Below are 11,877 nucleotides of genomic sequence, written 5' to 3'. Positions count from 1 at the left end.
GGCACGCAAAGAGCTTTTCGGGGGCAGGACCGTCACTGCGCGGCCTCCATCGATGCGGCCGGGCGGCTCGGCGCCAGTCCCGGCGCGCAGACGAAATGACCCGGCGCCATCTCCACCAGCACCGGCCGGACACCGTCGACCACCCGGTAGGGATCCGGCCATTCGGCGGGCTCGGATGCCCGGCCGGCATCGAGTGCGGCAAAATCCAGCGGCGCGCCGAGATCGGGCTCGGGAACGGAGGCAAGCAGGGCCTGCGTATAGGGATGCAGCGGGTTTTGCACCACGTCGCGGGTGGCGCCCACTTCGACGACGCGCCCCCGGCACATCACCGCGACCCGGTCGGCGATGTAATCGACGACGGCCAGGTTGTGACTGACGAACAGATAGGTCAGTCCCAGTTCCGCCTTCAGGTCCTTGAGCAGGTTGAGAACCTGCGCCTGGACCGAGACGTCGAGCGCCGAGGTCGGCTCGTCGCAAAGGATGAATTCGGGATTGAGCGCGAGCGCGCGGGCGATGCCGATACGCTGGCGCTGGCCGCCGGAGAAGGAATGCGGATAGCGGCGCAGGAAGCGCGGATCGAGGCCGACCAGGCGCATCAGTTCGCGCACCCGCTCCGCCCGCTCCTCCGGCGTGCCGATCTTGTGGATGACCAGCGGTTCGGACAGCAACTCGTTCACGGTCATGCGCGGATTGAGCGAGGAAAACGGATCCTGGAAGATCAGCTGCACGCGCTTGCGATAGTCGAGCAGGTCCGCTCCGCTCATTTTCGCGACATCGACCGGACCCTTGCCGCAATCGTAGCGGATCCCGCCCTCGTCGATCTCGATGGCGCGCAGCACCGCCTTGGCGGTCGTCGTCTTGCCGGACCCGCTTTCGCCGACCAGGCCGAGGCATTCGCCGCGCCTGACGGTCAGGTTGATGTCGTCGAGCGCCAGCACAGTGTGCGCGCTGCCGCCGAGCATTCCGCCCTTGCGGGTGGTGAAGCGCTTGGTCACGCCGCTCAGCGTCACCAGCGGCGTGCCGGGCGCGCATGCGGGCCGTCCGCTCGCCTTCTTCAGGAAGCCTTCCGCATGCGGCTCGATCGGACGGATCGGCACCAGGCGCTCGCCCGCCTCCATGCCGAAGCGCGGCACCGCGTTGAGCAGCGCCTTGAGATAGGCGTGCTGCGGATTGGCGAAGAGGTCGGCGGCGCTGCCGCGCTCCATGATACGGCCGTGATAGATCACCACCACGTCGTCGGCCATGTTGGCAACGACGCCGAAATCATGGGTGATCAGGAGAACGGACATGTGCAGCTCGGTCTGCACATCCTTGATCAGCTTGAGAATTTCCGCCTGGATCGTGACATCGAGCGCGGTGGTCGGCTCGTCGGCGATGAGCAGCGAGGGGCGGCAGATCATCGCCATGGCGATCATCGCGCGCTGGCGCAGGCCGCCGGACAGTTCGAACGCATAGGCGTCCAGGGCGCGCGCCGGATCGGGAAAACGCACCAGGCGCAGCATCTCGCGGGTCAGTTCGCGCGCCTCGGCCGGCGAGCAGCCGCGATGCAGTTCCGCCGCCTCGCCGATCTGGTCGCCGATCGTGTGCAGCGGCGAGAGCGAGGTCATCGGCTCCTGGAAAATGATGGCGATGCGGTTGCCGCGAATGGCGCGCAGCGCCGGGCCCTTGCGGTCCAGCGCGGCGATGTCGACCGGCTCGGCCTCGTCGCTGTCACGGAAAAGGACGCGTCCGCCGCTCACCTGCGCCTTTTCCGGCAGCAGGCCCATGATCGTCTGCGAGATCACCGTCTTGCCCGAACCGGATTCTCCGACCAGGGCCACGGTGCGGTTGCGCGGCACCGAAAAGGACACATTGTCCACCGCCCGCGCGCGCCCCTCCTGGGTCGTGAAATCGACGCTCAGGCCGTCGACCGTCAACACATCCACGTGGTTCGCCCTCCTCCTGGCGCCCTCGTCTTTCGCCCTTTCCGTTCCGGCGATTGTTCGAGCCATTATAGGAGGCATGCCCTGTCGTGAAAGTGCCTTCCCCGACGTACGCCCCCACACGCACATATCACTGCTACAGCAGGCGCATGTGACCGGCATCACAAAAGCATGACGGCGCCTGGAAAAAAACCGGGAGCATTGCGGATACCGGCTCAGCCGGCCAGTTCGATGCCGTCCTGCGCAGGCGCCATCTCGTCGGGCGCCACCGTGTCGTCGAACCGCCAGACGGCGATCGCCTCGCTGCGCCCGCGCAGCCTGTGGGTACCGACGCGGGTGGCGCAGCCAGCAAGCAGCCCGCCAGCCTGCGCCTGGATCCGGGCCATCGCCGTGTCGCTCGCCAGGATCACCATCTCATCCTCCGGCGCGACATCCCGGCCGAAGGACTGCAGGCGCTCGCACACATTCACCGCATCGCCGACGACCGTGTAGTTCCAGCGGTCGAGCGCCCCGACATTGCCGACCACCACGCGCCCCGAATGCAGGCCGATGCGCATGCGGATCGGCTCCCGCCCGTCCGCGCGCGCGGCCCGGTTCGCCTCACGCAAGGCCGCGGCGATGGCAAGGCAGGCCCGGGCGGCCGCGATCGCATGGTCGGGCCGCTCGTCCGGCGCGCCCCAGAAGGCCAGCATGCCGTCACCGATGAACTTGTCGACCGTGCCGCCCTCCGCCTCGACCGCTCCCACGAGCACGGCGAAATGCTCGTTGAGAACTTCCGCCGTTCGGGCCGCAGTCAGGTTTTCCGACAGGGAGGTGAAGCCGACAATGTCGGTGAAGATGAATGTCAGGTCACGCTCGCTCGCCACCGCCGCCTGGTCGACGCCGAGCCGCATCAGCTTGCGGAACAGCGAGCGGGGCACATAGGTGTTCATCGCCTTGAGCCCGATCACCATGGCGTTGAAGGCCTGGTAGACCTGGTCGAGCTCGCGCACCCGGCTGCGCGGCAACGGCTCGACCCGGTCGAAATCGAGATCGCCGACAAACTGCGCCCGCCTGGAGATTTCCGAAAGCGGCCGCGCCGTGCGCCGCACCAGCAGCACCGACAGGCCGAGCGCGACGAGAATGGAGACGAGACCGACGACGGCCGAACCGAACAGGCGCTGCACCTCGCGTGAAATGGTCGAGGCGACATAGTATTGTCCCACAGTCCAAACGCCCGGCCCGTAGCCGGCGATGATCTTGGTCATCGACAGGAAGTCCGGGCCGCCATCGTCGCTCTCCAGATCGCGCACCTCGACGCCCGCGGCGCTGGCACGTTCGAAATTCTCCAGCGTGGGTGCGGTCGCCAACCTCATCAGGGCCTTGTCGCCCAGTTCGTCGACCGTCAGCGGCAGTTTCGGAACCTCGCCATCCGGCCTCACGAAATCCTCGAGGTCCGAATGGGCGATCACCTCGTTGCCGTTGGCGATGATGAAGACGGTGGCGAAGGGACCGTCGTCGAGCTGGCGCGCTGTCCGGCCAAGCTCGTCGATCGAGACGGCGGCGGTGAGATATCCCTTCAGGATGCCGTCGGTTGCCAGCGGAACCGTGACATTGGCGTAGAGCACCTCGCCGGATTTCACCAGCGGGCCCCAGGTCGCCGGCGAGCCGGCGGTGATCTTGGGAAGAATGTAGCGTTTCGCCTCCTCCGGCACCTGCTGGCGCTGGAAGGGCCAGAGCTTGCCGGTGGCGGAGCGGTAGACGCCGTATTCGTCGCCCTGGACACTGGTTACAACGAGGACATCGAGCGCCGGATTGGCGTGCACGGCGGCCAGGATCTCCGGCCGGAACGTCTCGAGGGCGGCCCGGTCGAGCGACCGGTTGTCGAACACCGCCTTCAACTGCACGACGGCGCCAGAGGCCAGGTCGAGATGGTCGCGCAGCCGCCGCTCCAGCGCGTTGGTGGTCAGCACCGCCTTGTCGTTGAGCAGCGAAAAGGTGTTGCGCATGTTGGCCGTGACGGCAAGGCCGAGCACGAGCAGCATCGACACGCCGACCAGCGAGCCGAAGGCGATGCCGACCAGCCAGGTCATCGAGATGCCGCGCATTCGCCCGCGTCCGTATTTCCTCAGCCGGCGTATCATGCGTGGCTGTCGCCCTTCGTCCCTGCATGCCGGCTTTCCCGGCCGGCCCTGTATCTTGGCCCTGCATCTTGGCCACGTATCTTGGCCACGTATCTTGGCCCTTGCCGCCGGGTATCCGGCCGGCGAAGCAATCCTCGGCGACACCATACGCCGGATTGCGGCGCCATGGCGACCCCGGGACGGCAAATCCGGGGGAATGACGGGCAGCATCGCTCCGGTGCACAACCTGCGCCGTTCGGGCTGCTCTCACTGTACTCGAACCCGCGTAGCGGCTAGGGTCCGGACCCGCCGGAACGGGGCGCCGAGGGGAGCACAGACGGGTGATCGACTACGAGGCCGAATACAACAACCGGGCGCGGGTGCCCGAGCACCCGGCGATCATCGAAGGCTGGGCGCGCGATGCGGCCGCCTATCGCGACACCGCCGCTTGCCAGACCGGCATTGCCTACGAGCTTGGCGAACGGACGCAATACGACCTGTTTCTGCCGGCCGGCGGAATGCCGGCGACGGGTCCGATCGCGCTGTTCCTGCATGGCGGCTACTGGCAGGCGCTGGACCGCTCGTTCTTTTCCCACATGGCGCGCGGTCCGAACGCGCATGGCCTGCCGGTGGCGGTGGCCAACTATTCGCTCTGCCCGCAGGTACGGGTGGCCGACATCGTCGAGGAAATCCGCCGGCTGGCGGGGCATCTGTGGGAACGCTACCGCAAGCCGGTCGTCGCCTACGGTCACTCAGCCGGCGGCCAGCTGACCGCCGCCCTGCTCGCCACCGACTGGGGCAGCCGCGGCCTGCCGCCCCGCCTCGTGCCCGCCGGGCTTGCCATCTCGGGCATCTTCGACCTGCAGCCACTGATCGACACCTCGGTCAACGTGAACCTCCGCCTCGACCGCAAGGATGCCATCGAGGTTTCGCCGGTGGCGCTGGCCGCACCCATGGGAACCCGTCTCATCGCCGCGGTCGGCGGGGGCGAATCCTCCGAATACATCCGCCAGTCCAGGGTCATCGCCGATGCCTGGGGACGTGGCGGCGTTGCCACGGAACTCGACATTCGCGGCAAGGACAACCATTTCACCGTGGTCGCGCCCCTCGCCGATCCGGCCAGCGACCTGACCGCGGCTTTCGTCTCGATGGCCCGCACGGTCTGCTGATCGCCAGCCGCCCCGCCGGGCGGACATGACCCGTATCAATGCGGCTGCGCCGGTTTCCCTGTCGAATTGTCGGCACTCGGCAACGTCCGCAAGCACATATCCGCCGCAGGAAGGAGCATCCATGCGCCCAGAGACACCCGCCCCCGTCCGCCTCGAGGACTACCGGCCGCCCGCCTACGAGATCGCCAGCGTGCATCTCGACATTCGCCTCGCGCCGCAGGCAACCAGGGTGCGGGCGAAGCTGGCCGTCACCCCGGCGGAAGGAACGGCGGCGGGCACGCCCCTGGTGCTCGACGGGGACGAGCTGAAGCTCTTGGCACTGTCGCTCGATGGCCGGGTACTGGCGGAAGACGCGATCCGGGTATCGCCGGACCGGCTGGAAATCCCGTCGCCGCCGGCCGGCCCCTTCACGCTGGAGATGGAGACCGAGCTCGATCCCGACGCCAATACCAAGCTGATGGGCCTTTATCGCTCCAACGGCACCTACTGCACCCAGTGCGAGGCGGAGGGCTTTCGCCGGATCACCTATTTCCTCGACCGGCCCGACTGCCTGTCGGTCTACACAACCCGCATCGAGGCGCGCAAAAACGATGCCCCCGTGCTGCTCGGCAACGGCAATCCGGTCGCACAGGGCGATGTGCCCGGCACCGACCGCCACTATGCGATCTGGCACGATCCGCATCCCAAGCCGAGCTACCTGTTCGCGATGGTCGCCGGGGATCTTGCCCGGGTGAGCGACACCTTCACCACCAGCGAAGGCCGGGACGTCGCCCTCAACATCTATGTCGAGCATGGCAACGAGGGCGCCTGCGACTGGGCGATGGACAGCCTGAAGCGCTCCATGCGCTGGGACGAGGAGGTGTTCGGGCGGGCCTATGACCTTGACGTGTTCAACATCGTCGCCGTCTCCGACTTCAACATGGGCGCGATGGAGAACAAGGGCCTCAACATCTTCAACGACAAATACGTCCTGGCCGAACCGGACACCGCCACCGACCAGGACTATGCCGGCATCGAGACGGTGATCGCGCATGAATATTTCCACAACTGGACCGGAAACCGCATCACCTGCCGGGACTGGTTCCAGCTCTGCCTGAAGGAGGGCCTCACGGTCTTCCGCGACCAGGAGTTTTCCGCCGACCAGCGCTCGCGCGCGGTCAAGCGCATCGCCGACGTGCGCCTGCTCAAGTCGCACCAGTTCCCGGAGGACGCCGGCCCGCTCGCCCATCCGGTGCGCCCGCGCCTCTATCACGAGATCAACAACTTCTACACGGCCACCGTCTACGAGAAGGGCTCGGAAGTCGTGCGGATGCTGAAATGCCTGCTCGGCGAGACTGCCTTCCGGGCCGGCATGGACCTTTATTTCGACCGCCATGACGGCGAGGCGACCACCATCGAGGCCTTCCTGGCCTGCTTCCAGGAGGCCGGCGGCGTCGACCTTGCGCAATTCGCGCTGTGGTACGAGCAGGCCGGCACGCCCGTGATACGCGCCGAGAGCCGCTACGAGAAGGAAGCCGGCCGCTTCACCCTGACGCTGCGCCAGCAGGTGCCGCCAACACCCAAACAGGCCGACAAGCAGCCGATGCACATTCCCGTGCGCGTCGCGCTGATGGGGCGGGACGGACGCGAGCTTCACCCGGCCTCCGTCACGGGCGCCGAGACCACCGGCGACATCATCCATCTGCGCGAGGCCTCGCAGACGATCACCTTCACCGGCATCGCCGAACGCCCCGTACCCTCGATCCTGCGCGGTTTCTCCGCACCAGTCTCGCTGAAGAGCGACCTTGCCGACGACGACCTTCTGTTCCTGGCGGCGAACGACAGCGACCCGTTCAACCGCTGGGCGTCATTGCAGGGCGTGCTGATGAATACGCTGATCGCGGCGAGTGCCTGCGTCGCGCGCCAGCAACCGGTGAACGTTCCCGACGCGCTTGTCGCGGCGATCGAGGCAAACACCGTCGATACCACGCTGGAACACGCCTTCCGGGCACTGTGCCTGCAGTTGCCGGGCGAAGCCGACATCGCCCGCGAGATCGGGCACGACATCGATCCGGAGGCGATCCGCGCCGCGCGCGCCGCCGTGCGCAGTGCCATCTCCGACAGGATGGCGCCGACAATCACCGCCGAGTACGCGCGCCTTGCCGGCGACGGAGCGTTCTCGCCCGAAGCCGCAGCTGCCGGGCGCCGTTCGCTGCGCAATGTCCTGCTCGACTATATCGGCCATGGCGCGGCCGGTGCCGACGGTGCGCTGGTGCGGGCGCATTTCGAGCAGGCGGACAACATGACCGACCGCCTCGCAGCGCTCAACGTGCTTGTCCACGCCGCCCTGCCCGGCCACGAGGACGCGCTCGTCTCCTTCGCGGCGCGCCACAAGGCAAACCCGCTTGCGATGGACAAGTGGTTCATGGTGCAGGCCACCGCGGCGCGGGACGAAACGCTCGACAAGGTGCGCGCGCTCACCCGCCATCCGGCCTTCTCCGCCGGCAATCCGAACCGCGTGCGGGCCCTGATCGGCGCATTCGCGACCGGCAACCAGAGCCAGTTCAACCGCGCCGACGGCGCCGGGCTCGACTATGTTGCCGACTTTGCACGCGAGCTCGACCGGCGAAATCCGCAGGCCGCCGCCCGCCTCCTGTCGGCTTTCCGCTCCTGGCGGGCGCTCGAACCGGAGCGTCGCGGGCATGCCGAGGCGGCCCTGCGCCGCCTCGCCTCCGACGACGGGCTCTCGGCCGACATGCGCGATATCGTCGACCGCTGCCTGCAATAGCGCGCAAAACTCCCGTTTTCTGAAGACCCTTCCGCCATCCGCACGAGGCTTGCACCCTTGTTGCGGGTGGCACGCTCATGCCGGCGGCAGAGGACTCGCAAGAGTTGTGCGTAGCGCCACTTTCATTAAGCTTTCATTAACTATATTTTTCTTGGCGGACTCTGGACAAATCTCGCGAATGCGATTCAAATGAAGTTGATTCGAGCGCCGGTTGCGTTCAGTTTGCGGCAAAATCGACACATCGGGAGCCATCATGATGGCGCGTTCCTTTGCAGGGGCAGCGTCCGCGCGTCGATTCGCGGACTTACTCAGAAAACAACGTGACTCACAGTCACTGACGGGCCACATCCGCCTGCTGGCGCAGCCCGCCTACCAGCGCCTGCTCACCGCGGAACCCTTCTTCCGTCGCGCCATCCCGATCCTTTGCATCGTCTTCATCGCCACGCTCGCCACGTATCGCGGACTGACCATGTCCTACGAGCACGACGAGACCGACCAGCGTGCCCGCGACGACCTGACGATGATCGCCACCACCCTCGCCGCCCGTCTTTCCGGCGCCGAGGAAGGCCTGCCCGACCAAGGCTTCCGCACGGCGCTCCAGGCCGCCCTTGCCGACAGCCTGCCGCCGCGGGCAACCGGCGACGCGCGCCGCATCTATGTCGCGGACGCTGACGGCAACATCGTCGCCACCGCGCCGATCCGGTCCGATCTCGAGGGGCAGCCGCTCACCGACCTGCTTGGCGCCGGCCAGCCTCTGACCGTCTTCGGCGCCCGCGCCGGGGTGCTGACCGTCGGCGCCAATGGCGACGACGAGGCCTATGCGACCGTCCATCACCTCGACGGCCGGCTCGGAATGGTCGCGCTCGTCCAGTCGAAGGACATGATCTTCGCCGAATGGCGCGCCAGCGTTTCGGCCAACGTGACGCTTTTCGTCGGCACCGCCTCGGTGCTCCTGGTGCTGATCTACGCCTTCTTCGCCCAGGCGACCCGCGCCGAGCAGGCCGACCAGATCTACGCCGCAACACGGGCGCGCATCGACCTTGCGCTCGACCGCGGCCGCTGCGGCCTGTTCGACTGGGACCTGTCGCGCGGCCGGATCTTCTGGTCCGCCTCTCTCTACGAGATGCTCGGCCTGCAGCCGCGCGACGACATTCTCGGCTTTGCCGAGATCTCCGCCCTGACCCATCCCGACGACATCGACCTCTACGAGCTGGCCGAGAGCCTGCTGGAGACCGGCGAGACCACCGTCGACCGCATGTTCCGCATGCGCCACGCCAATGGCGACTGGGTGTGGCTGCGCGCCCGCGCCGAGGTGCAGAGCGAGCCGGGCATCGCCGAGCCGCACCTGATCGGCATCTGCATGGACGTTACCGAGCAGAAGCAGCTGGCCGAACAGAGCCGCACCGCGGACCTGCGCCTGCGAGATGCCATCGAGACGATTTCCGAGGCCTTCGTCCTGTGGGACACGGAAAACCGCCTCGTCATGTGCAACTCCAACTACCAGACGCTGCACAGCCTGCCGAATTCGGCGATCAAGGCCGGCACGCCCTATGCCCAGGTGATGTCGGCGGCGCGCCAGACGGTCGTCTCGGCAAGCCCGACCATCGGCAGCGATGCGTCCGACCCCTCGTCATCCTACGAGGCGCAGCTTGCCGACGGCCGCTGGCTGCAGATTTCCGAGCGACGCACCAAGGATGGCGGCTTCGTCTCGGTCGGCACCGACATCACGGCGCTGAAGCGCCACGAGGAAAAGCTGATGGAGAGCGAGCGACGGCTGATGGCCACCGTCGCCGACCTGCGCCAGTCGCGCCAGAAGCTCGAAGTGCAGGCGCAGCAGCTTGTCGAGCTCGCCGAGAAGTACTCGCAGGAAAAGACCAAGGCCGAGGAAGCCAACCAGGCGAAATCCGAGTTCCTCGCCAACATCTCGCACGAGTTGCGCACGCCGCTCAACGCCATCATCGGCTTCTCGGAGATCATGGACCAGGGCATGTTCGGCCCGCTCGGCTCGGACAAGTACCAGGAATACTGCACCGACATTCACGACAGCGGCCGCTACCTGCTCAACGTCATCAACGACATTCTCGACATGTCGAAGATCGAGGCCGGGCGCATGGAGCTGAAGCGCGAGACCGTCGACCTGTGCGCCATCGTCACCGACGTGACCCGCATCATCTCCGCCGCCGCCGCGGAGAAGGCGATCTCCGTCACCTGCGAAACGGAAGAGGCGCTGACGCTGTCGGCCGACCGCCGTGCCATGAAGCAGGTGCTGCTCAACCTGCTCGCCAACGCCGTCAAGTTCACGCCGGACGGGGGATCGGTGACGCTGGCCGCGACGCGGGCCGGCCCCGGGGGCCAGGACGGCGTGACCATCGCCATCTCGGACACCGGCATCGGCATCAAGGACAGCGACATCGCCCGCCTCGCCAAGCCTTTCGTCCAGGTGGAGAACCAGTTCACCAAGACGCACAAGGGCTCCGGTCTCGGCCTTGCCATTGCCCAGTCGCTGGTCAAGCTGCATGGCGGCACGATGGAGATCCGCTCGGCCGTCGGCAAGGGCACCACGGTCACCGTGGCCATGCCGGTCGCCGTCGCATCGGACGACGCCAGGAGCGTCACCGCCGCCTGAGGCCGATGGCGGTCTCACAGCGACCTGGGGCCAATGGCCTCCGTCCCCGGCTCGTCATCCCGTGCCCCGCAAACGCGGTATTGCGGCCCGAGTGCGCCCTCCTGCGCGTTGGAGTTGATACGCAGATCCTTGCCCCCTCTTGTGCGCCATCCCGGGCAAGGCGCAGCCGCGACCCGGGATCCATTGGCAACCCCGGCGGCCGTGACAAGCGCCGGAGGTCGCGGCGGGACCGCAGCGCAACCGCCCCGACCTCATCGCCACCGCTCTGGAAACGAATAGCCCCCGCTCTGCGCTGCGCTCCGGCCGGGGTGACAGCCTGCGTATGAGGCATCGCCCGCGCCCGGCGGATCCCGTGACGGCGTCCAGATCCCGCCTCTCACAAACATCACCCGGCCCCCTCCTCACGTCACTTAGCTCATCTCCTAAGTTTTTATTGACACCGTCATCGCCTCATAATAGTTAGGCGCATGGCTAAGCATGATCCGGACCTGAACCTGCTTTTCGCGGCACTGAGCGACGAGACCCGCCGGGCGATCGTTGCCCGGCTGGCGCGCGGGCCGGCGTCGGTGGGTGAGCTGGCCGCATCCCATGCCATGGCCCTGCCATCCTTCATGGGTCACATCGCCAGGCTGGAAAAGGCCGGCCTGATCGAAACGGCGAAGAAGGGGCGGGTGCGGTATTGCCGGCTCGCGGCGGGCGGCATCAAGCCGCTCGAGCACTGGCTGGCAGAGCAGCATGCTGTCTGGGAATCACGACTGGACCGGTTCGACGACTATGTCGAGAACCTTGCAAAAGAGAGATCCGATGAAACCTGACCTTGATCCGGAAACAGACCTCGTTCTCGAGCGCGTCCTGAAGGCGCCGCGTGCGCTCGTCTGGGAATGCTGGACCACGCCCGAGCATATCAAGCACTTCTTCGTGCCGAAGCCGCACAAGGTGACGGCCTGCGAAATCGACTTGAAGGTCGGTGGCCGCTTCAACTCGACCTTCGAGGTCGAAGGCAACGAGATGGCCAACAACGGCGTCTTTCTCGAAATCGTGCCCGAGAAGAAGCTGGTCTTCACCGACACCTATAGCGAGGGCTGGAAGCCGGCGCCGGACCCGTTCATGACGGCGATCCTGCTGCTGGAGGACGCACCAGGCGGCGGCACCAAGTACACCGCGATCGCCCGCCACCGCTCGACGGATTCGCGCAAGACGCATGAGGACATGGGCTTTTACGACGGCTGGGGCACGGTGGTCGATCAGCTCGATGCCTATGCGCTCGGCCTGAACAGGTCCTGAAGCGGCG

Annotated in this window: 8 protein-coding genes; 5 read left to right on the top strand and 3 right to left on the bottom strand. The window is 66.9% G+C overall.

What is annotated here, in order from left to right; translation table 11 throughout:
• Positions 1-32: 32 nt before the first annotated feature.
• Positions 33-1,925: an ABC transporter ATP-binding protein gene (locus tag RBB46_RS14100; RefSeq protein WP_306029645.1), complete on the bottom strand. Its 1,893-nt coding sequence runs from the start codon at positions 1,923-1,925 to the stop codon at positions 33-35.
• Positions 1,926-2,137: 212 nt separating this feature from the next.
• Positions 2,138-4,009: an adenylate/guanylate cyclase domain-containing protein gene (locus RBB46_RS14095; protein WP_306029644.1), complete on the bottom strand. Its 1,872-nt coding sequence runs from the start codon at positions 4,007-4,009 to the stop codon at positions 2,138-2,140.
• 356 nt (positions 4,010-4,365) lie between these two features.
• On the opposite strand from RBB46_RS14095, the gene RBB46_RS14090 reads away from it, so the two are divergent.
• Positions 4,366-5,193 (top strand): alpha/beta hydrolase, encoded by an 828-nt coding sequence (locus RBB46_RS14090; RefSeq protein WP_306029643.1) that lies wholly within the window; start codon positions 4,366-4,368, stop codon positions 5,191-5,193.
• A gap of 121 nt (positions 5,194-5,314) precedes the next feature.
• Positions 5,315-7,960 (top strand): aminopeptidase N, encoded by a 2,646-nt coding sequence (gene pepN, locus RBB46_RS14085; RefSeq protein WP_306029642.1) that lies wholly within the window; start codon positions 5,315-5,317, stop codon positions 7,958-7,960.
• A gap of 75 nt (positions 7,961-8,035) precedes the next feature.
• Here pepN and RBB46_RS14080 read toward each other — a convergent pair whose 3' ends face one another.
• Positions 8,036-8,215, bottom strand: a complete 180-nt coding sequence (locus RBB46_RS14080; protein WP_306029641.1) for a hypothetical protein — start codon at positions 8,213-8,215, stop codon at positions 8,036-8,038.
• Between the two features lies 1 nt (position 8,216).
• On the opposite strand from RBB46_RS14080, the gene RBB46_RS14075 reads away from it, so the two are divergent.
• The 3 genes from RBB46_RS14075 (at position 8,217) to RBB46_RS14065 (ending at position 11,870) form a co-directional block, all read left to right on the top strand.
• Complete coding sequence (locus RBB46_RS14075; protein ID WP_306029757.1) at positions 8,217-10,586, top strand: PAS domain-containing sensor histidine kinase; 2,370 nt, start codon at positions 8,217-8,219, stop codon at positions 10,584-10,586.
• 467 nt (positions 10,587-11,053) lie between these two features.
• The gene (locus RBB46_RS14070; protein WP_306029640.1) at positions 11,054-11,401 is read left to right on the top strand and encodes a helix-turn-helix transcriptional regulator; all 348 of its coding nucleotides are present in this window, start codon (positions 11,054-11,056) and stop codon (positions 11,399-11,401) included.
• The gene (locus tag RBB46_RS14065) at positions 11,391-11,870 is read left to right on the top strand and encodes an SRPBCC family protein (RefSeq protein WP_306029639.1); all 480 of its coding nucleotides are present in this window, start codon (positions 11,391-11,393) and stop codon (positions 11,868-11,870) included. The genes RBB46_RS14070 and RBB46_RS14065 overlap by 11 nt, the downstream gene beginning before the upstream one ends.
• The last annotated feature ends 7 nt before the right edge of the window (positions 11,871-11,877 follow it).

Origin of the sequence: Stappia sp. MMSF_3263, from assembly GCF_030733745.1 — a bacterium.
Taxonomy (GTDB): domain Bacteria; phylum Pseudomonadota; class Alphaproteobacteria; order Rhizobiales; family Stappiaceae; genus Stappia.
Note: the sequence above shows the minus strand (reverse complement) of the source record. Positions and strands in the feature narration are given on the sequence as shown.

Bases quoted from the DNA above. Each gene is read 5' to 3' on its own strand.
- RBB46_RS14095 (WP_306029644.1), bottom strand. From the start codon at position 4,009: ATGCGCGGCATCTCGATGACCTGGCTGGTCGGCATCGCCTTCGGCTCG.
- pepN (WP_306029642.1), top strand. From the start codon at position 5,315: ATGCGCCCAGAGACACCCGCCCCCGTCCGCCTCGAGGACTACCGGCCG.
- RBB46_RS14080 (WP_306029641.1), bottom strand. From the start codon at position 8,215: ATGATGGCTCCCGATGTGTCGATTTTGCCGCAAACTGAACGCAACCGG.
- RBB46_RS14075 (WP_306029757.1), top strand. From the start codon at position 8,217: ATGGCGCGTTCCTTTGCAGGGGCAGCGTCCGCGCGTCGATTCGCGGAC.
- RBB46_RS14070 (WP_306029640.1), top strand. From the start codon at position 11,054: ATGGCTAAGCATGATCCGGACCTGAACCTGCTTTTCGCGGCACTGAGC.
- RBB46_RS14065 (WP_306029639.1), top strand. From the start codon at position 11,391: ATGAAACCTGACCTTGATCCGGAAACAGACCTCGTTCTCGAGCGCGTC.